This is a genomic window from Janthinobacterium sp. Mn2066, from assembly GCF_049319705.1.
Classification (GTDB): Bacteria; Pseudomonadota; Gammaproteobacteria; order Burkholderiales; family Burkholderiaceae_D; genus Janthinobacterium.
Genome location: NZ_JBMOUF010000011.1, coordinates 135,853 through 155,777 on the forward strand (window position 1 = coordinate 135,853; position 19,925 = coordinate 155,777).

18 protein-coding genes are annotated in these 19,925 nt (G+C 61.0%); 8 read left to right on the forward strand and 10 right to left on the reverse strand.

The genetic code is table 11. From position 1 onward, the window contains the following. Nucleotides 1–114: 114 nt before the first annotated feature. Nucleotides 115–1,761, forward strand: a complete 1,647-nt coding sequence (locus ACL9RI_RS21325) for a 3-(methylthio)propionyl-CoA ligase (protein ID WP_422728495.1) — start codon at nucleotides 115–117, stop codon at nucleotides 1,759–1,761. Nucleotides 1,762–1,770: 9 nt separating this feature from the next. Here ACL9RI_RS21325 and ACL9RI_RS21330 read toward each other — a convergent pair whose 3' ends face one another. The 4 genes from ACL9RI_RS21330 to ACL9RI_RS21345 are packed head-to-tail and all read right to left on the reverse strand — an operon-like array spanning nucleotide 1,771 to nucleotide 6,396. Beyond that, on the reverse strand, nucleotides 1,771–3,306 hold the full coding sequence (locus ACL9RI_RS21330) for a chemotaxis protein CheW (protein ID WP_422728496.1): 1,536 nt from the start codon (nucleotides 3,304–3,306) through the stop codon (nucleotides 1,771–1,773). Beyond that, nucleotides 3,296–3,874 (reverse strand): chemotaxis protein CheD, encoded by a 579-nt coding sequence (locus ACL9RI_RS21335; protein WP_422728497.1) that lies wholly within the window; start codon nucleotides 3,872–3,874, stop codon nucleotides 3,296–3,298. Before ACL9RI_RS21335 ends, ACL9RI_RS21330 begins: the two co-directional genes overlap by 11 nt. Continuing rightward, complete coding sequence (locus ACL9RI_RS21340) at nucleotides 3,871–4,695, reverse strand: CheR family methyltransferase (RefSeq protein WP_422728498.1); 825 nt, start codon at nucleotides 4,693–4,695, stop codon at nucleotides 3,871–3,873. Before ACL9RI_RS21340 ends, ACL9RI_RS21335 begins: the two co-directional genes overlap by 4 nt. A gap of 3 nt (nucleotides 4,696–4,698) precedes the next feature. Beyond that, a complete protein-coding gene (locus tag ACL9RI_RS21345; RefSeq protein ID WP_422728499.1) occupies nucleotides 4,699–6,396 on the reverse strand; it encodes a methyl-accepting chemotaxis protein in 1,698 nt (565 codons plus the stop codon). A gap of 497 nt (nucleotides 6,397–6,893) precedes the next feature. Here ACL9RI_RS21345 and ACL9RI_RS21350 point away from each other — a divergent pair, with 497 nt between their 5' ends. Then, nucleotides 6,894–8,981 (forward strand): 3-hydroxyacyl-CoA dehydrogenase NAD-binding domain-containing protein, encoded by a 2,088-nt coding sequence (locus ACL9RI_RS21350; RefSeq protein ID WP_422728500.1) that lies wholly within the window; start codon nucleotides 6,894–6,896, stop codon nucleotides 8,979–8,981. Nucleotides 8,982–9,024: 43 nt separating this feature from the next. On the opposite strand, the gene ACL9RI_RS21355 is transcribed toward ACL9RI_RS21350, so the two are convergent. The 3 genes from ACL9RI_RS21355 to ACL9RI_RS21365 form a co-directional block, all read right to left on the reverse strand. Further along, nucleotides 9,025–9,858 carry an alpha/beta fold hydrolase gene (locus tag ACL9RI_RS21355; RefSeq protein ID WP_422728501.1) on the reverse strand — a complete coding sequence of 278 codons (834 nt, stop codon included), beginning with the start codon at nucleotides 9,856–9,858 and terminating at the stop codon, nucleotides 9,025–9,027. Nucleotides 9,859–9,949: 91 nt separating this feature from the next. Then, nucleotides 9,950–10,348 carry a VOC family protein gene (locus ACL9RI_RS21360; RefSeq protein ID WP_422728502.1) on the reverse strand — a complete coding sequence of 133 codons (399 nt, stop codon included), beginning with the start codon at nucleotides 10,346–10,348 and terminating at the stop codon, nucleotides 9,950–9,952. A gap of 69 nt (nucleotides 10,349–10,417) precedes the next feature. After that, a complete protein-coding gene (locus ACL9RI_RS21365; RefSeq protein WP_422728503.1) occupies nucleotides 10,418–10,654 on the reverse strand; it encodes a DUF2798 domain-containing protein in 237 nt (78 codons plus the stop codon). Nucleotides 10,655–10,753: 99 nt separating this feature from the next. Between ACL9RI_RS21365 and ACL9RI_RS21370 the strand changes: the two genes are divergently transcribed. Together ACL9RI_RS21370 and ACL9RI_RS21375 are read left to right on the forward strand one after the other, a co-directional pair. Continuing rightward, nucleotides 10,754–11,686, forward strand: a complete 933-nt coding sequence (locus tag ACL9RI_RS21370) for a LysR family transcriptional regulator (protein ID WP_422728504.1) — start codon at nucleotides 10,754–10,756, stop codon at nucleotides 11,684–11,686. A gap of 114 nt (nucleotides 11,687–11,800) precedes the next feature. Further along, on the forward strand, nucleotides 11,801–12,016 hold the full coding sequence (locus ACL9RI_RS21375; protein WP_422728505.1) for a hypothetical protein: 216 nt from the start codon (nucleotides 11,801–11,803) through the stop codon (nucleotides 12,014–12,016). A 101-nt stretch (nucleotides 12,017–12,117) separates the two neighbouring features. Here ACL9RI_RS21375 and ACL9RI_RS21380 read toward each other — a convergent pair whose 3' ends face one another. Further along, nucleotides 12,118–13,818, reverse strand: a complete 1,701-nt coding sequence (locus tag ACL9RI_RS21380; RefSeq protein ID WP_422728506.1) for an MFS transporter — start codon at nucleotides 13,816–13,818, stop codon at nucleotides 12,118–12,120. A 232-nt stretch (nucleotides 13,819–14,050) separates the two neighbouring features. Between ACL9RI_RS21380 and ACL9RI_RS21385 the strand changes: the two genes are divergently transcribed. The 4 genes from ACL9RI_RS21385 to ACL9RI_RS21400 all read left to right on the forward strand — a co-directional run bounded on the left by ACL9RI_RS21385 (nucleotide 14,051) and on the right by ACL9RI_RS21400 (nucleotide 17,315). After that, nucleotides 14,051–15,229, forward strand: a complete 1,179-nt coding sequence (locus ACL9RI_RS21385; protein ID WP_422728507.1) for an acetyl-CoA C-acyltransferase — start codon at nucleotides 14,051–14,053, stop codon at nucleotides 15,227–15,229. A 99-nt stretch (nucleotides 15,230–15,328) separates the two neighbouring features. After that, a complete protein-coding gene (locus ACL9RI_RS21390) occupies nucleotides 15,329–15,631 on the forward strand; it encodes a Dabb family protein (protein WP_422728508.1) in 303 nt (100 codons plus the stop codon). An 87-nt stretch (nucleotides 15,632–15,718) separates the two neighbouring features. After that, the gene (locus ACL9RI_RS21395; RefSeq protein WP_422728509.1) at nucleotides 15,719–16,714 is read left to right on the forward strand and encodes an NADP-dependent oxidoreductase; all 996 of its coding nucleotides are present in this window, start codon (nucleotides 15,719–15,721) and stop codon (nucleotides 16,712–16,714) included. A gap of 175 nt (nucleotides 16,715–16,889) precedes the next feature. Continuing rightward, nucleotides 16,890–17,315, forward strand: coding sequence for a GNAT family N-acetyltransferase (locus ACL9RI_RS21400; protein ID WP_422728510.1), 426 nt, complete (start codon nucleotides 16,890–16,892; stop codon nucleotides 17,313–17,315). Nucleotides 17,316–17,366: 51 nt separating this feature from the next. On the opposite strand, the gene ACL9RI_RS21405 is transcribed toward ACL9RI_RS21400, so the two are convergent. After that, nucleotides 17,367–18,386 carry an ABC transporter permease subunit gene (locus tag ACL9RI_RS21405; protein ID WP_422728511.1) on the reverse strand — a complete coding sequence of 340 codons (1,020 nt, stop codon included), beginning with the start codon at nucleotides 18,384–18,386 and terminating at the stop codon, nucleotides 17,367–17,369. Between the two features lie 24 nt (nucleotides 18,387–18,410). Then, the gene (locus ACL9RI_RS21410) at nucleotides 18,411–19,910 is read right to left on the reverse strand and encodes a sugar ABC transporter ATP-binding protein (protein ID WP_422728512.1); all 1,500 of its coding nucleotides are present in this window, start codon (nucleotides 19,908–19,910) and stop codon (nucleotides 18,411–18,413) included. Between the last annotated feature and the right edge of the window lie 15 nt (nucleotides 19,911–19,925).

Genomic DNA, 19,925 nt, shown 5'->3' on the forward strand with positions numbered 1-19,925 from the left:
TTGTAAAAAACGGAATGAAAAATTCCATGTTGCGCCGCAATATCGAAATCCGTTGACCGTTTGCGCACGACCGTACGAAACTGTATAAAAACACACCAATCTACAGGAGACACGATGAGCTTTCCACAGAGTCCAGTGATGGGCCAAATGATGAATCAGCCCCTGCTGATTTCCAGCATTCTCGAGTTTGCGGCGCGTCATTATGCGGGAAGTGAAATCGTGTCGCGGCGGGTCGAAGGCGATCTGCACCGCTACACCTACCACGATTGCCACCAGCGCACGCGGCGCCTGGCCAATGCCTTGCGCGGCCTGGGCGTGGAGATGGGCGACCGGGTGGCCACCCTGGCCTGGAACGGTTATCGCCACCTGGAAGTGTATTACGCGGCGTCCGGCTCGGGGGCTGTCTTGCATACGATCAACCCGCGCCTGTTTCCAGACCAGATCGCCTATATCGCCAACCACGCGGAAGACCAGGTCTTGCTGTTCGACCTGACCTTCTTGCCGGTGGTGGAAAAGATCGCTGCCGATTGCAGGACGGTGCGCCATTTCGTGCTGATGTGCGACCGCGACCGCATGCCGGCCAGCAGCATCCCGGACCTGCTGTGCTATGAAGACTTGATCGCCAGCCATTCCGACCAGTACGAATGGCCGCTGTTCGATGAAAACTCGGCCGCCACCCTGTGCTATACCTCGGGCACCACCGGCAACCCCAAGGGCGCCCTGTATTCGCACCGCTCGACGGTGCTGCACGCGTATGCCTCGGCCATGCCGAGCGCACTCAATGTGCGCGCCACCGACACCGTGCTGCCGGTGGTGCCCATGTTTCACGTGAATGCCTGGGGCTTGCCGTACTCCGTGCCCCTGTCGGGCGCGCGCATGGTGTTTCCCGGCGCGGCGCTGGACGGCAAGTCGCTGTACGAGCTGTTCGAGTCGGAAGGCGTGACGTTTTCGGCCGGCGTGCCTACAGTCTGGCTGGGCCTGGTGAACCATGCCTTGCAAAATGACCTGAAATTTTCCACCTTCCGCCGCACGGTGATCGGCGGCGCGGCGTGTCCGCCGGCCATGATGGATATCCTGATCGACAAGTTCGACGTGGAAGTGATCCACGGCTGGGGCATGACGGAAATGTCGCCGCTGGGCACTACGGGTGGCTTGCAGACCAAGCATTTGGCCATGAGCAAGGACGAGCAGCGCAAGATTTTGCACAAGCAGGGCCACGCGATTTATGGCGTGGACATGAAGATCGTTGACGACGAAGGCAAGCAGTTGCCGTGGGATGGCGTCAGTTATGGCCATTTGCTGGTGAAAGGGCCGTGGATCATTTCTTCGTATTTCAAGCAGGAAGGCGGCGAGGTGCTGCAGGACGGCTGGTTTCCCACCGGCGACGTGGCCACCATCGATGCCGATGGCTATATGCAGATTACCGACCGCAGCAAGGATGTGATCAAGTCAGGCGGCGAGTGGATCGGCACGATCGACCTGGAGAACCTGGCCATGGCCCATCCTGCTGTGCTGCAGGCCGCCTGCATAGGCCTGTTCCACCCGAAATGGGATGAGCGGCCCGTGCTGGTGGTGGTCTTGCGGCCCGGCATGCAGGTCGAGCGTGATGCCTTGCTGCAATTTTTCGCAGGCAAGATCGCCAAGTGGTGGACGCCGGACGACGTGCTGTTCGTCGACGCCTTGCCCATGGGCGCCACGGGCAAGGTGCAAAAGAACAAGCTGCGCGAACAGTTCAAGGGGCATCAGTTGCCGGGCTTGTGAACGGAACGCTCAGGCCGCCCTTGGCAAGGCCTGGGCCAGTTTCTCCAGCAAATGGTCGCAGCGGAACACGCTCAGGTTTTGCGGCTTTTCTTTGCTGCCAATGTCGATCATTTCTTCCATTTCGCTGCGCAGATCATCGTGCGTTCCCGTACGGATGATTTGCGGGGCGGCAAAACGCTGGCTGTCGGAAATGGTCATGATGTTGTCCACCGCGTCGACCAGGAAACCGTAGCGGTCCTCGCCCCGTTCGATGATCAGGATCTTGGCGGCGCTGTCGTCGGCCAGCGGCGCCATCGCATACAGCTGGCGCAAGTCGATGATGCTGATCATTTGCTGGCGCAGGTTCAAGATGCCGCGCATGAAGGGCGGCATGCCGGGCGGTTTGGTGATGGCGCCGCTGAAGTCGATGATTTCACGCACCTGCTTGATTTCCACCGCGAAGCTGTTTTCTACCGTGAAGGTGATATACACCTGGCGCTGGACCTTGCGCCCGCTGGCCTTGGCCGCTTCTTCCTGGGCTGGATACAGGCGCGCATGGCCCTGGCGCATCTCGACGATTTCCGCCTGCGACAGGATTTGACGGTGGTCGAGGAAAATGATGTCGCCCAGGCCGTCTTTCGTGATGCAGCCGGCAAACATGGCGGCGCGCGCCTTGCTCAGCAAGGGAATTGGCAGCACTTCGTCGGCAAAGAAATGCACGATGCTGTCGACCGAGTCGACCAGGAAACCCACCGTGGCGTCATCGAGGCGCACGACGATGATGCGCTGCTCCGCCGTTGCCTGGCGGCCCGCCGTGGCGGCATGCAGCAGGGCGCTGAAATCGACCACCGCCACCTGGCTGCCGCGAAAGTGAATACGGCCCAGGCACAGTTCGCTATTCAACACCGAACTGTGCAGTTCGGGCACCCTGATGATTTCCTGGATGGCGCCCATCTCGAAGGCAAAGGTAGAACCGGCCGCATGGAAGCTGACGCACTGGCGCCGCTCGCTTTGCGCGTGGTAGCGGCTGCTGTTCAGCTCACTTGCGGCCTTGCCCGCGTCCGCCTGGCGCGCCAGCACATGCGGCACGTTTTCAATCCGGATCAGGGCTTGCGGGTCGAGCACTTGCAGCAGGCGCGCGCCGCCGTCGAGCAGGATGGTGCCGGCAATCACGGCGTGGACATCGCCAGCTGCATAGTGCAGCGCGCTGCGCTGGGCGGCGGGCACGCGCAGGATTTCGCCCGTATCGGCAAACAGGATGCCGACCAGCACTTGCTGAAAATCCAGGATGGCAATCTTGTGGCTGCGCGCAGCCGGCGGCGCGTCGGCGTGGAATAATCTCGCCAGGTTGACCACCGGAATCACGCTGCCGCGCAAGGTAAACATGCCTTCCAGATAGGCGGGCGACAGGGGCAGGGCGGTGATCTTGTCAGGAAAGTTCACCACTTCGCGGATGCAGCTGGCGGGCAGGGCGAATTCATCGTCGCCCAGGAAAAAGGAACCGAACAGTTCCGTGCTGGCATCATTCCGGGATGGTGCTTGCACGGCGGGCGCTTCAATGTCCATAAGCACTTTCCTTGCGTGGGCGCGTCAGGCGGGCAGCAGGTGCCGCATCGGCCGCCACTTCCGTGACGGCATAGCTGTGGTGCGCGCAATCGATCAGCAACTGGCGCCCGCGCCGGCCGCCCAGCGCGCAAAAACTCACGTGCAAGCCGCACTGTTCCAGGTATTTTTGCGCCGCTTCCACGTTTTTCTTGCCCACTTGCAAGCGGCTCTGGCTGGTGCTGGGGCCAAACATGCTGGCGCCACCGGCCAGCACCACTTCGATGTCGGGGTAATCGGCCACCCGCGCGCCCATCAGGCGCAACAGTGACGGCACGGCCTGGCTGACATAACGGGCGCCCACGCTGCGCTCGCCCGTAGCGCCGCCGGGCGCTTCCGGCAACAGGCAGTGGGCCAGGCCGCAGCAGCCGCCTTTTTTCCAGATGAAGCCGATGCCGATGCAGGAACCGAGCAGGGCTTGCAGCTGTTCCTCATGCATGCCCACGCTCAGCTGGCCCATGCCCACCTGCTGCAAGTGTTCCTGTCGCGGCGCGCGGGTGCGGCCGCTGCTGCTGGTCATCGTCTGCATCATGCATCACCTGTTTTATAGATCATGGGAAACTCGAACTGGTAGCCGGTGCCCAGGCGGGCGATCGTTTCCGACTCGCCCAGGATCAGCCGGCCATCATCCTTGAGGCTATGGCGCGCCTGCCGCAGCACCGTTTCCTGGTGTTCGGCATCGAAATAAATCAGCACGTTACGCAGGAATACCACGTCAAAACGTTGCGGGGGACGTAGCGGTTCGAGCAGGTTGTGTAACTGGAAACTGACGTTCTGCTTCAATTGCTCGTTCACCTGCACGCCATACGGCGAGGCGGTGAAATATTTGCGCAGCAAGTCCGGGTGCGACAAACGGATGCGTTCGACCGAGCGCCCGCTGTACTGGCCGGCCCTGGCGGCGTTCAGGATTTGCTGCGAAATATCGCTGGCCAGGATCTGGTAGCGAAAGCTGGGCACTTGCTGCTGGAATTGCTCGCACAGCATGGCGATCGAATACAGTTCTTCGCCGCTGGCCGCCGCCGCCGACCAGATTTTCAGGGTGTGCCCGGGATGGGCGCGGGTCCAGGCGGGCAGGTAGCGGTCGCGAAAATAATCCCATACCTGAGGCGTGCGGAAAAACAGCGTGTCGTTGGTGGTCACCAGGTCGATGAAATGCGCCACTTCGTCGCGGTCGCTGACCACCCGGTCCAGGTAATCCTGGTAGCTGTGCAGGGACAGCGCCTGCAGCCGTGGCTGCAAACGCCGTTCCAGCAAGATGCTTTTTCTTTGCGTCATGGCAATGCCCGTATGCTCGCGCACCAGGGCGATCAAAGTCGTCAGGACTTCGGGCGTCAGGGCGGGCGCATGCGTCATGGCCTACACCACGAAGCCGGACACAGTCTGGTTCAAACCGCCAGCGCGCTCGTTCAGGCTATCGGTCGAGCGGGCGATGCTGTCGCAGTTGGCGGCCGATTTCTCGGTTTCCTCGGCGATGTACTGGATCGCCGTCGACACTTCGCGCGCCGTCAGCAATTGTTCGTTGGCGGCCTTGGAAATGTCGGAAATGGCCAGCGTGGTCTTGGCGACACCTGAGACAATCTTGTCGAAGGCGTCGCTGGCCTGTTTCGAGATTTCGCTGCCGGTGGAGACCCGCTTGACCGACTCGTTGATCAGCTTGGAGATTTCCTTGGTGGCCTGCGATGAGCGCTCGGCCAGCTTGCGCACCTCGTCGGCGACGACGGAAAAGCCCAGGCCGTGTTCGCCTGCACGGGCCGCTTCGATGGCTGCGTTAAAGGCCAGCATATTGGTCTGGCTGGCGATTTCGCTGATCACCTTGACGATTTCGCCGATGTCTTCGGAGGAGCGGTTGATCAAGTCCATCGCCTCGATCGACTTGGCGACGGCGCGCGCGCCCGCTTCGGCTTCCTGCTGCGTGGCCTTGGCCAGGAAATCGGCGCTGGAGGTGTTTTCCGCGATGGAATTGATGGAAAACGTCAAGCCATCGATGGAAGCGTTCATTTCTTCCACGGTGGCGCCCAGCGCCTGCGTGCCCACGGCCACGCCGGTGGCCCGCTCGGCAATCGCGTGCGAGGCGTCGGCAAAGCCGTTGGCGGCGGCCACCACCGTGCCGATCACGCCGCGCAAGTCGGTGATCATCTTGCCGATGCCGCCCGCCAGCAAGTCGATCGGCTCGTCGCCCTCGGGCGTGATATTGCAGGTCAGGTCGCCTTGCGCCGCGCGTGCCACGCAGGCCAGCAGGGCGTCGACCTTGCGGCTGTCATTGGCGGCGCGGGTCTGGATGCTGTTTTCCAGGTTGACCTGGTCGGTGATGTCGATGGCGAATTTCACCACCTTGTACGGTTTACCATTCAGGTCGAGGATGGGATTGTAGGTCGCTTGTATCCACACTACCTTGCCGTGATTGCCGATCCGTTTGTAGCGGCCGGTATCGAATTCGCCGCGCGCCAGTTTTTGCCAGAACTTCTTGTAATCGGGGCTGTTGGCGAATTCCGTGTCGCAAAACATGCGGTGATGTTCGCCCTTGATGTCGTCGAGCTCATACCCCATCACGGCCAGGAAATTGGGGTTGGCGTCCAGCACCACGCCATGCGTATCGAATTCAATCACGGCTTGCGCCTTGCCAATCGCGCTGACCTTGCCTTCATATTCGGCATTGCGGCGCTTGCTTTCCGTGATGTTGGTGGCGAACTTGATGACTTTATACGGTTTGCCATCGGCATCGAAGACGGGATTATAGGAAGCATTGATCCAGACGTCGTGGCCATCCTTGGCGCGGCGCTTGTAATCGCCGTGGTCGAATTCGCCGCGGCCCAGCCTGGACCAGAATTCACGGTATTCGGCTGTTTGCGCGTACTCGGGATCGCAAAAGATGGCGTGATGCTTGCCCTGTACCTCGGCCAGGCTGTAGCCCAGCACTTTCAGGAAATTGTCGTTGGCATGCAGGATGGTGCCGTCGAGTTCGAATTCGATCACCGCCTGGACTCTGTTGAGCGCCGTATTGATCGCTTGTAGATCCAGATCCTGGGAGTGACTGACATGGCTTGCAGCGTCCATAATATTTCCTTCAATGGGGTCGAGGAATAACTAACGATGTATGCTGATACTGCTGATCCGTTACAAATGGAGAGAATGTTGGAGTATTAACATTCGAATCCGTGATAATTGGTGAGAATGTCTGATCGCTAATCGGCAGGAATTATTTTTCGTATGGACGGCCTTATAGTAAACCAATTGCAGAGTATTGATTTCAATCAATATTTTTTATTATTCCCCAGCGTTTGGTGAAAAACAAGGGGAGCGCATAAATAATGTTTTGCACGTGGTTTTCTTCGCATTGCGCGGTAAATGAAAGTATTTTCAGCCTGATGCAAGCTTGTTATCGTGATTAATATTTTATTATCTTAATGGGTATGCATTCGATAGCTTCTGCTGGCTGGACGGGCGCAAACGAGGGGCATTCTTAAGGGATGGAAATAATACGGGCGTACTTTTACGGTATAGTGAAGCCTCATACCTTTAGCTTGCCACTTAAAACCAATAAGGAAGAGACAATGACCGCCGAATACCAAGTCCATGGCTCCGTAGCCGTCATCACGCTGAACAATCCACCCGTCAACGGGCTGGGACTGGCGACCCGCACGGCCGCTGTCGCGGGTATCCGGCAAGCGCTGCACGATGACGCCGTGAACGCCATCGTCATCACGGGCGCCGGCAAGGCGTTTTCAGGCGGCGCCGATATCAAGGAATTCAATTCGCCGAAAGCCCTGACGGAACCGACCCTGCATACCCTGATCAATGTGGTCGAACAATCGACCAAGCCGGTGGTGGCGGCCATCCATAGCGTGTGCATGGGCGGCGGCCTGGAGCTGGCGCTGGGCTGCAATTACCGCGTGGCCTCGCCGGGCGCGCAAATGGCCTTGCCGGAAGTAAAATTGGGCATCTTGCCGGGCGCAGGCGGCACGCAGCGCTTGCCACGCGTACTGGGCCTGGAAACGGCCCTCAACATGATCGTGTCCGGTACGCCCGTGCTATCCGAAAAGCTGGCCGGCACGGCGCTGTTCGATGAAGTCACGGCGCCCGGCGCCGATTTGCTGGCGGCGGCCGTGGCTTTCGCCAGCAAGGTGGCTGAAGTGCGTCCGCTGCCGAAAGTGCGCGATCGCAAGGTCGATTACCCGAACCACGAAGCCTTTTTGCAATTTTCACGCAATACCGTGCAAGCCGTGTCCGGCCCATTCCCTGCGCCATTAAAATGCGTGGAAGCAGTGGCGGCGGCCGTGACGATGAAATTCGACGACGGCTTGAAATTCGAGCGCGAGCTGTTCATGCAGCTGGTGCAGTCGCCCGAGTCGAAAGCCTTGCGCCATGCCTTCTTTGCCGAGCGCGTGGCCAGCAAGGTGCCGGACGTGCCAGGCGATACGCCCGTGCGCACCATCGCCAGCGCAGCCATCGTGGGCGCGGGCACCATGGGTGGCGGCATCGCCATGAATTTTGCCAATGCGGGCATCCCCGTGACCTTGCTGGAAACCAGGCAGGAAGCGCTGGACAAGGGCCTGGCCACGATCCGCAGGAATTATGAAAACACGGTCAAAAAGGGCAAGCTGACGCAAGAAAAGGCCGAGCAGCGCATCGCACTGGTGTCCGGCACGTTAGCCTACGAAGATATCGCGCAGGCCGACATCGTGATCGAAGCCGTGTTCGAAGAGCTGGGCGTAAAGGAAGCCGTGTTCAGGCAGCTCGATGCCGTGATGAAGCCGGGCGCCATCCTGGCCTCGAACACGTCGACCCTGGACCTGGACAAGATCGCCGCTTTCACCCAGCGCCCGCAAGACGTGATCGGCACGCATTTCTTCAGCCCTGCAAACGTGATGAAGCTGCTGGAAATCGTCCGTGGCAAGGCCACCGGCAAGGACGTGCTGGCCACCGCGCTGGCGCTATCGAAAAAACTCAAGAAGACCGGCGTGGTGTCGGGCGTGTGCGATGGCTTCATCGGCAACCGCATGATCGAGCAATACGTGCGCCAGGCCGGTTTCCTGCTGGAAGAAGGCTGCTTGCCGGAGCAGGTGGACAAGGCGGCCGAGAAATTCGGCTTTGCCATGGGCCCGCTGCGCATGGGCGACCTGGCCGGCAACGACATCGGCTGGGCCATCCGCAAGCGCCGCTACGTGGAAAAGCCGGACGTGACGTACTCGAAGACGGCCGACCTGCTGTGCGAACTGGGGCGCTACGGCCAGAAGACGGGCGCCGGCTGGTATGACTACAAGCCGGGCGACCGCAAGGCGTATGCTTCCGAGCAGGTGAATGCGATGATCATCCAGCATTCCAGCGACATCGGCGTAACGCGGCGCACCATCAGCGACCGCGAAATCGTCGAGCGCCTGGTCTATTCGCTGGTCAATGAAGGGGCGCGCATCCTGGAAGAGGGCATTGCCCTGCGCGCTTCGGATATCGACATGGTGTACCTGACCGGCTACGGCTTTCCGCTGTTCCGTGGCGGCCCCATGTTCTATGCCGATACGGTGGGCTTGCCGAACGTGCTCGATAGCATCGCCGGCTACGCGCGCGGGCGCCATGGTGTAGCCTGGACCCCGGCGCCGCTGCTGGTGAAGCTGGCGGGCGAGGGCAAGGGATTCAACGGCTAACAGGGCGAGTAAAAAAGGGCAGTTTCATCTGCCCTTTTTACTGTTACTTCTGCTTTTGCTTCAAGACCGTCTTGATCGCCTCATTGACGATCACGGGGTTGTCTTTCTGGATGGTGGCGCCGGCGCCCGTCACGGGCTCGATCCTGGGCGCGCCGGACAGGCGCAGCCAGTCATTTTCCAGTGCATGCACCATGGTTTCATAGGAACCGATTTCATCGATGCCGAACTTGCCGCGCACCAGCAGCATGGCCGGCGCGCGCGGTGGCGTGCGCATGTCGATGCGTTCCAGACATTGCGCCTGGGCATCGAATTCGGCCGTTTCCGTCGCATTGAACATCACCGTGCGCATGGTTTTCATGGCCATGGCCGAGGCGGGCGCGTCGCTTTGCATGCGGCGCCAATGGTCGGGATGGGTCGGATCGAGCAAGACCAGGCCGGCCACCTCCTGCGGATACAGTTTTGCATACACATACTGGTACAAGCCGCCCAGCGAATTGCCGACCAGTACATACGGCGGCTTCAGGCCCAGCTTTGCCAGCAACTGATGCTGCTGCTCCGCCACCGTGCACGGGTCGCGCGGCGCGGTGGTTTTCGGGCTGGCGCCATAGCCGGGCCGGTCATAGGCCAGCACCGTGTGGCGCTTTGCGGCGTCAGGCAGTACGCCCGCCCACACATCCTTGCCATCGCCCAGGCCTGACTGGAACACCACGGCCGGCTCGCCATGGCCCGCCAGGGTATAGGCGATGGTCGCATCGGGCAGGGTGGCGCTGGCGGTTGCGTCCAGTTTGGCGCCAGACGAGGCGCAGGCGGATAGCAAGAGGCCCAGGGAGCTGAGCAGGATGGCCTGCGCGGGGCGCGCTGCGATCAAAGACGGCATGGATTTCCTTTAAGGTTATGAATGCGTGCCAGCCATTATAGGCAAATCGTGCCCATCTGGAAACGCCGAGCAGAGGGGAAATAGGCTTGTTTCAGACATTATCCGGCTGGTGGCAGACGGCCTCGATACGGTTGCCGTCAGGATCGTAGAGGAAGGCTGCGTAATAGCTGGCGTGGTAATGGCGCAGGCCCGGTGCGCCCAGGTCGATGCCGCCATGCTGCACGCCCGCATGCCAGAAGGCGTCGACGGCTGCCCGCGTGGGGGCCTTGAAGCAGGTATGGCGGCGCGGCGCGTCGTCGGGCGCCGGGCCCAGGCGGACGGAAAAATAGCTGCGTTCGGGGTGCTCGGCGTCGCTGCGCTGGCCGTAGCCTATCCACGCTTCGCTGTGATCGCTGCCGACCTTCACCACGCCCAGCGCGGCGAAGATGGCGTCATAAAAACGTTCGGCACGCGCCAGCTCGCTGACGGTGAGGGAGACATGGTCAAGCATGGGCAGCTTCCATATTGAAAAGACGTCCCTAGCATAGCCCGTCTGCGCGCGCCTGCCTACCCTGGTTCGTCAATCGCCGCGCAGTTTGACGATCACTATGCGGCTCAGCCCTTGCACGGTGGGCGCACACAGGATGACGACCGTGAACGCCACCGGCCAGGCGGCCAGGAAGGCGTGGCGCCAGCGCAGCATGAAGTCGGGATGCAGGCCGATATTGAGCCAGGTGACCCAGGCACTCATCAGCAGGCTCATCACGAATGACATCAGCAGGGAAAATACTAAGCGCAGGCGCAAGGCGTCGGACATGGTGTTCTTTCTTGTCTGGTTGAGAAGATTGCAGCGTAAAGACTTGCGATAATCTATGCTAGAGTCAAATTTTTAATTTCAAATTCCAGGAATGAAATCATGCTCGACGATCTCGCCCTGTTCGTGACCATCGTGGAGGCCGGCAGCCTGAACGCGGCGGCCGCCAAGGAAAACTTGCCGCCGGCCACCGTCACGCGCCGTTTGCAAAAGCTGGAAAGCCAGCTGGGCTACCGCTTGCTGAACCGCAGTGCGCGCCGTTTGCAGCCGACGGCGGAAGGCTGGCAATACTATGAACAATGCCGGCCGCTCGTGCATGCCTTGCGCCAGGCCACGCAGCAGCTCGACGCCAGCCTGTCGGCCGTCTCGGGCAGCATCCGCGTGCTGGCGCCGGTGGACTTCGCCAGCGGCTTGCTGACACCGGCCTGGGTCAGTTTCATGCAGCAATATCCCGCCATCCAGCTGGAACTGGAAGTGTCGAACCGGCTGCAGGACCTGGTGGTCAGCGGCGCCGACATGGCCATCCGCGTGGGTTCGCTGGACGATTCCTCGCTGATGCAGCGCCGCCTGGGCAGTGCCTCGCTGGTGATGGTGGCCGCGCCGGCCTACCTGGCGCGGGCCGGCGTGCCGCATAATCTGCTCGACCTGGAGCGGCATGAGCTGATCGTGGCTGAGCCTTTACGTAGCTGGCGCTTGCGGCGCCCCGGCGATGGCGCCGAGATGGTGCTGCAGCCGCAGGCGCGGCTGCGCGTCAATGAAATGCGGCTGGCCGTCGACATGGCCGAGGCGGGCATCGGTATCTTGCTGTGCCCGCTATTGCAATGCCGTCATGCCGTGGCCGACGGCAGGCTGCTGCGCGTGCTGCCCGACTGGATGCCGCTGCCGCGCCATGTCTACGCCGTCTGGCCGCAGCGACGCTACTTGCCGGCCCGCGTGCGGGTGCTGCTGGAGCACCTAGCGGCGTTTGCAGCGGAGAATCCCTTGCTGCGCGATGAAGAATCGGCATCGCGTTCCCCACTGCCTTCCGGTCAGTAATACTGCCAGGCTTGTCGGGAACGGCCAGATCGCGTTAAGATTGAGCCGCCGGTTTATCAAGCTGGCAAGCTGATAGTCTTTGCCATGTGTTCACAACCCGCTATGAGAGATGCAATGAAATATCTGATCTTAAGCTGTCTGTTAGCCACCACCGGCTGCGAAGTGTTATATGACGCGAATCGGGACAAGATCGGTGAATATTGCAATAGTCTTAACAATTTCGATGACCGCAACGCTTGCCGCAAGCGTAACCAGACCAGTTACCAGGAGTATGTGCAGCAGCGCGACCAGCAACAGGCCAGGCAGGGCGCTGCTCCCGCTGGCAAGTAAGCTCGTCCAATACAAAAACGCCGCTGAGCATATCAGCGGCGTTTTGCGTTGCAGTTCCAGCTTGTAAGCTCCAGCTTTGCGGCCGGAGCATCTGCAGCGCTTTAATCGTCGGCGTAGATATCGTTATCCTTGGTTTCGCCGACAAACAGGGTGCCGATCACCACCGTCGCCAGGGCCACGATGATCGGATACCACAGGCCATAATAAATATCGCCCTTGAAGGCCACCAGCGCGAAGGCCGTGGTGGGCAGCAAGCCGCCGAACCAGCCGTTACCGATATGGTAGGGCAGCGACATCGAGGTGTAGCGTATGCGGGTCGGGAACATTTCCACCAGCATCGCGGCGATCGGGCCGTAGACCATGGTCACATACAGCACCAGGATGAACAGCAGCAAGACCACCATCGGCTTGTTGATCTGTTCAGGATCGGCCTTGGCAGGGTAGCCCGCTTCCTTGATGGCGGCGCCGATTTCTTTCTTGAGCGCTGCTTCGTGGGCCTTGCTGTCGGCGTCGAAGTTCAGGCCGTCGGGCGTCATGACGGCGTTGAACGAGGTGATTTCCTTGGCGCCGATGCGTACCTTGGCAATGCTGCCGGCCGGCGCATCTTCCTTGGTGTAGTTCACCGAGCTGTTCGACAGGAAACCAGCGGCGATATCGCACGACGATGGGAACTTCTTGGTACCCGTCATGTTGAACTGGAAGTGGCAGGATGCCGGATCGGCCACCACCACCACAGGCGAGTTCTTCAGCGCCGCTTCCAGCTGCGGATTGGCAAAGTGCGTCAAGCCATTGAAGATCGGGAAATAGGTTGCCGCAGCGATCAGGCAACCGCCCAGGATGATGTATTTGCGGCCGATGCGGTCCGACAGGCTGCCGAAGAACAGGAAGAACGGGGTGGCCAGCAGCAGGGCGATGGCGACCATGATGGTGGCCGTGGCCAGGTCCACTTTCAGCGTTTGCGTCATGAAGAACAGGGCATAGAACTGGCCCGTGTACCAGACGACGGCCTGGCCGGCAGTCAGGCCGATCAGCGCCAGGATGACGATCTTCAGGTTTTTCCAGCGGCCGAAGGCTTCCGTCAGCGGCGCCTTCGAGGTCTTGCCTTCGGCTTTCATCTTGGCAAACGCCGGCGATTCATTCATGGCCAGGCGGATCCAGACGGAAATCCCCAGCAGCACGATGGAAACCAGGAATGGTATGCGCCAGCCCCAGGCTTCAAACGCCGCCTCGCCAGTGGCCAGGCGGGTGCCCAGGATGACGATCAGCGACAGGAAGAAGCCCAGCGTCGCCGTGGTCTGGATCCAGGCCGTAAAGGCGCCGCGTTTACCCTCTGGCGCATGTTCGGCCACATAAGTTGCCGCGCCGCCATATTCACCACCGAGCGCCAGGCCTTGCAGGATGCGCAGGAACACCAGGATGATGGGCGCTGCAATGCCGATCGAGGCGTGGCCCGGCAGCAGGCCGACGATGAAGGTGGAGCCGCCCATGATCAGGATGGTGATCAGGAAGGTGTATTTGCGGCCGATCATGTCGCCCAGGCGGCCGAACACCAGCGCGCCGAACGGACGCACGATGAAGCCGGCGGCAAACGCCAGCAGCGCGAAAATGAAGGTAGTGGTGGGGTCGCCGATAAAGAACTGCTTGGCGATGATGGACGCGAGCGAACCGTACAGGTAAAAATCGTACCATTCGAAAACAGTACCGAGCGATGATGCAAAGATGACTTTGCGTTCCTCTGGCGTGATCGGCGTTCCCTTGGTGGAAATCTTCCGCACGTCGGCCGAGCCGGGTGATGATGCCATGGTTTGTCTCCCTTATTATGGTGAACCATTTATAGTGAACCATTGCCGAGGTCTTCTGACCATTCTTGCAACAGCTGCAAGCGAGTGTGTTCCCCGAACCTTACGTCAGGCTTGCTTGAAACTTACGCGAAACTTACAAATTCGCTAGCCGTATTTTTAAGAACGACCGTACTTAAGCGTGGTATTCTTGGCGCTGACTGACCACTAAAATAATCTACGCAGGAGACATGCAATGAATCACGCCGTTATCGTATCGACCGCCCGCACGGGCCTGGCCAAGTCCTGGAAAGGTGCGTTCAACATGACGCATGGCGCCACCCTGGGCGGCCATGTGCTGGCGGCCGCCATCACGCGCGCGCAGATCGAGGCGGGCGAAGTGGAAGACGTGATCGCCGGCTGCGCCTTTCCCGAAGGCGCCACGGGCGGCAATATTGCACGCCAGATCGCGCTGCGCGGCGGCTGCCCCGTCAGCACGGCCGGCATGACGGTCAACCGTTTCTGCTCGTCCGGCTTGCAGGCGATTGCGCTGGCAGCGCAGCGCATCATTGCCGGCGAAGGCGATATCTACGCAGCAGGCGGCGTGGAATCGATTTCCTGCGTGCAAAATGAAATGAACAAGCATATGTACAGGGAAACCTGGTTGCAGCAGCACAAGCCGGAAGTGTATTGGCCGATGCTGCAAACGGCGGAAACCGTTGCCAAACGCTATCACATCAGCCGCGAACGCCAGGACCAATATGGCGCGCAAAGCCAGCAGCGCGCCGCCAGCGCGCAGGCGGCTGGCCTGTTCAACGCCGAAATCGTGCCGATGACCACCATCATGGGCGTGGCCGACAAGGCCAGCGGCATGCTGCTGTCGCGCGAAGTGACGATAGCAAGCGACGAAGGCATCCGCGCCGACACGACGTATGAAGGCGTGTCGAAAATCCGTCCGGCCATCGAAGGCGGCGTGATCAGCGCCGGCAACGCCAGCCAGTTTTCCGATGGCGCCTCGATGGCCATCGTGATGAATGCCAAGGTGGCTGAAGCGAAAGGTTTACAACCGCTGGGCATCTTCCGCGGCTTTGCCGTGGCTGGCTGCGAACCCGATGAAATGGGTATCGGCCCCGTCTACGCGATCCCGAAACTGCTGAAAAAAGCAGGCCTGACAGTGGCCGACATCGGCTTGTGGGAATTGAACGAAGCGTTTGCCGTGCAGGTGCTGTACTGCGCCGACACCCTGGGCATCCCGCTGGACCGCCTGAACGTGAACGGCGGCGCGATTGCCGTCGGCCACCCGTATGGCGTATCGGGCGCGCGCCTGACGGGCCACGCCCTGATCGAAGGCAAGCGCCGCGGCGTGAAATACGTGGTCGTCACCATGTGCATCGGCGGTGGGCAGGGCGCGGCAGGCTTGTTCGAAGTGGTCTGAGTTCAGGCAAGGCGGCCTGCGCGGCCGCCTTTTTCATTCGCTGCAAAGCAGGGCGATAGCGGTTACAGTGATGCTTTACTTTCATCCCGCACTGACACCATGATCAAGCACATCGTTTTCTGGAAACTCAAGGACCACGCCGAAGGCGCCGACCGGGCCACCAATGCCTTGAAGCTCAAAGCCCTGCTGGACGGCTGTTCCAATGTGGTGCCCGGCATTCTGAAATTCGAAGCCGTCGTCGCCCAGCCCGGCCTGGAAGCCACCTACGACATCGTGCTGTACAGCGAATTCGCCAGCCGCGAAGCGCTCGACGCTTACCAGAACCATCCCGAGCACGTGAAGATCAAGCCGTTTTTTGGGGCGGTTCGTGAAGCAAGGCAATGCATGGATTATGAAATTTAAGACTCGTTAAATCCGGGGTCAGACCCGTCGGGTCTGACCCCGGCCCTTACTTTATGGGCTGAATTTACGTTTGAGAAAGGAGCCCGCATGCCAACCTTCCAACGCATCGTCCTCGCTTCCCGCCCGACGGGCGAAGTGCAACCCGAACATTTTCGTCTTGAAACGCTGGAAATCCCGTCCATCACCGATGGCCAGGTCCTGATCCGCAATCACTATCTGTCGCTGGACCCGTATATGCGCGGGCGCATGAACGAGGGCAAGAGTTATGCCGCGCCGCAAGCCTTGAATGAGACCATGGTCGGCGGCACGGTGGGCGAGGTGATTGCCTCCAGGAATCCCCAGTTTGCCGTGGGCGATATGGTCGAAGGCCGCCTGGGCTGGACGGAAATCGCCGTCTCGGACGGCAGCATCTTGCGCAAGGTCGACACCACGCGCATTCCCGCCTCGGCCTACCTGGGCGCGGTGGGCATGCCGGGCATGACGGCCTGGTATGGCTTGAACCAGATCATGGTGCCCAAGGCCGGCGAAACGGTAGTGGTCTCGGCCGCCAGCGGGGCGGTCGGCAGCGTGGTGGGGCAGCTGGCGAAACTGAAGGGTTGCCGGGTAGTCGGCATCGCCGGCGGTGCCGAGAAATGCGCGTATGTGGTCGACACGCTGGGGTTTGACGCCTGCATCGACTACAAGGCCGGCAAGCTGGAAGCCGACCTGGCGGCAGCCACGCCGGACGGCATCGACGCCGTCTTTGAAAACGTGGGCGGAACCATTTTTGATGCCGTGCTGGCGCGCACGAACGGCTTCGGCCGCATCGCCATCTGCGGCTGGATTGCCGGCTACAACGGCGAAGCGACACCAATCAACAACTTCCGCCTGATCCTCACCAACCGTCTGACCGTGCGCGGCTTTATCGTCTCCGAACATATGGAGTGGTGGCCGCAAGGGCTGGCGGAGCTGGCCGATCTGGTGGCGGCGGACAAGCTGATCTTCCGCGAGTCCGTGGCCGAGGGCCTGGCCAGCGCGCCGCAAGCGTTTATCGGCTTGCTGAAGGGGCAGAACTTTGGCAAGCAGGTGGTGAAGCTGGGGTAATGTGGTTGACACGGGTCTAGCCTTGGTACGCGGCCTGATAAGGTTGACGATGCCCGTTGTTGCTTCTGTCGTTACAGGCGGTAGCAAGCGCATAGACAGCATCTGCACGCTGGCCCCTCCCTGACACCAGCCCGGCCATGCGACAATACCCGCCTGTCTTTTACATCTCATAATCATGACCACTACCACCATCCGCCTCGGCGACTGGGCCACTTTGGGCCAGGACGCATCCGCCATCCGTTTTGAAGTTTTTGTCGATGAACAGAAAGTGCCGGCCGAGATCGAGCTTGACGCCATGGACGCTGTTTGCCTGCATGCCGTTGCCTACGATGAGCAGGGCCGTGCTATCGGCACGGGCCGCTTGCTTCCCGATGGCCATATCGGCCGCATGGCGGTACGCAAGGCGGGGCGCGGTACGGGTGTCGGGGGCGAGATTTTGCAGCTGTTGATGGGCAAGGCGCGTGAGCGGGGCGATGCTTCTGTCGTGCTCAACGCCCAGGCTGCCGCCGCGCCATTCTATGCGCGCCATGGTTTTGTGCAGCAGGGGGAGCAGTTTGAAGAGGCGGGGATTGCGCATGTGGAGATGCGCCTGGAGTTTTAAATAGTGCTGGGGGCAGACCCGTCGGGTCTGACCCCAAATGCGTCAAACGAATCAGTTCTGCGCTTGCGACTGGCGCCATTTATCCAGGATCACCGCCAGCACGATCACCACGCCCTTGGCCACATACTGCCAGAACGACGACAGTCCCAGGATCGTCAAGCCGTTGTTCATCACGCCGATGATCAGGGCGCCGATGACGGTGCCCCAGACGGAACCCACGCCGCCCATCAGGCTGGTGCCGCCCAGCACGACCGCGGCAATGGCGTCGAGTTCATAACCGGTGCCCCAGTTGCCGTTGGCGGCGTACAGGCGGCTGGCCGACATGGCGCCGCCCAGGCCGGCGAACAGGCCGCTGATGGTGTAGACAAACATCAATACCAGGCCAACCTTGATGCCGGTCAGGCGCGCTGCCTGGATATTGCCGCCGACCGCATAGATATGCAGGCCCAGGGTGGTCTTGCGCAAGATGAACCAGGTGATGATGACGACCAGTGCGGCCAGCCAGATCAGCCAGGGGATGGCCAGGAAGCTGCCGTTGCCCATCCATTCGAAGCTGGGGATATCCGTGTTGAGCACGCTGGTGCCGTCGGCCAGCAGATAGGCCGCGCCGCGCAGGGCAGTCATGGTGCCCAGGGTGACGACGAACGGGTTCAGGCCCACCAGCGCCACCAGTGCGCCGTTCAAGGCGCCCAGCAGCAGGCCGACCAGCAGGAAAGTGGGGATCGAGTAGCCGGCGAACTGGGCCGACAGCGACATCAGCATGCCTGCCACGGCCGAGACGGCCAGCACGGAGCCGACCGACAGGTCGATGCCGCTGGTCAGGATGACGAAGGTCATGCCCGAGGCCAGCACGATATTGATCGATACCTGGCGGAAAATGTTCATGGTGTTATTGCTGCTCATGAAGGTCGACTGGCCGTCGCCCGCAAAGTAGACGGTCAGGCCATACATGGCCAGGTACAGCACGATCAGCACGGGCAGCATGCCCAGGCGGCGCATCAGGCCCGAAGCGCTGAACGGTTCGCGGGCGCGCGCGGCGCCGCCGCTGGTGGTAGTGGTAGGGGTAGTCATGATGAATCTCCTTATTGATTTTCTTTAAGCGGCTTCTACCAGGGTGGCGTAGGCGAGGATTTTTTCCTGTGTGATATCGTCGCCCGTGACTTCACCGGTCAGACGGCCTTCGCACATCACCATCACCCGGTCGCAGATACCGACCAGTTCGGCCAGTTCGCTGGAAATGCACAGCACGGCCGTGCCCGCATCAGCCAGCTGGTGGATGATTTTGTAGATCTCGCTTTTCGCGCCCACGTCCACGCCGCGTGTGGGTTCGTCGAGGATCAGCACTTTGGGTTTGATGGCCAGCCAGCGCGCCAGCAAGACCTTTTGCTGGTTGCCGCCCGATAAGCCGCCGACGATGCCTTCCGGGCCCGACACTTTCACGTTCAGGCTGGCAATCGACTCGCGTGCCAGGCTCGTCAAGGCGCCATGGTTGACCACGCCCGCCGTGGCGTGCTGCGACAGGATATTCATCGACATGTTTTCCATCGCCGACAATTGCATGAACAAGCCCAGGCTCTTGCGGTCTTCCGGCAGATAGCCGATGCCGTGGCGTATCGCCACCAGCGGTTCCGTAATCGCCACTTGCTGGCCGTCAAGCCAGACCTGGCCCGTTTGTTTCTTGTCAGCGCCAAAGATCAGCCTGGCCAATTCCGTGCGGCCCGCGCCCACCAGGCCGGCCAGGCCCGCCACTTCGCCTGCATGCAGGGTCAGCGAAGCAGGCTTGACCTTGCCGCCGCTCATGTTTTCCACGCGCAGCCGCTCGGCGCCACGCGTGCTGCGGCGCTGGTGCTGATAAAAATCATCGGCCGAACGGCCCACCATCATTTGCACGACTTTCTTTTGATCGAGCTCATCCTTGCCCAGCTCGCCGACATACGCGCCATCGCGCAGCACCGTGATACGGCGCGCCAGGCGCTCGACTTCGGCCATGCGGTGGCTGATGTACAGCACGGCCAGGCCCTTGTCGCGCTGGGCCTCGATGATGCGGAACAATTGTTCCGTCTCGCGGTCGGACAGGGCGGCCGTCGGTTCGTCCATGATCAGGATGCGGCTCTTGTGCACGAGCGCGCGGGCGATTTCCACCTGCTGCTGCTCGGCAATGGAGAGGCTGCTGACCATGCTGTCGGCATGGAAGCGTGAACCGAGGTCGGCCAGGATGGCGTTGGTGCGTTCGCGCATTTCGGCCGCATTGACGGTCCAGAAGCGGCCTTGTGGTTCGCTGCCCATGAACACGTTTTGCGCCACCGTCATGTTCTTGGCGACACTCAGTTCCTGGTAAATCAGGTTGATGCCCAGCGCGCGTGCTTCGCCCGGGCTGCGGATCTTGATGGGTTTGCCATCGAGCAGGATTTCGCCTGCATCCGGCGTATACACGCCAGACAGGATTTTCATCAGGGTGCTCTTGCCGGCGCCGTTTTCGCCCATCACGGCGTGGATTTCGCCGCTGCGCACCACCAGGCGCACGCCGCGCAGCGCGCGCGTGGCGCCGAAGCGCTTCTCGATGCCGCGCATTTCAAAAATAATATCGTCGCTCATGACGTGTCCTCGCTG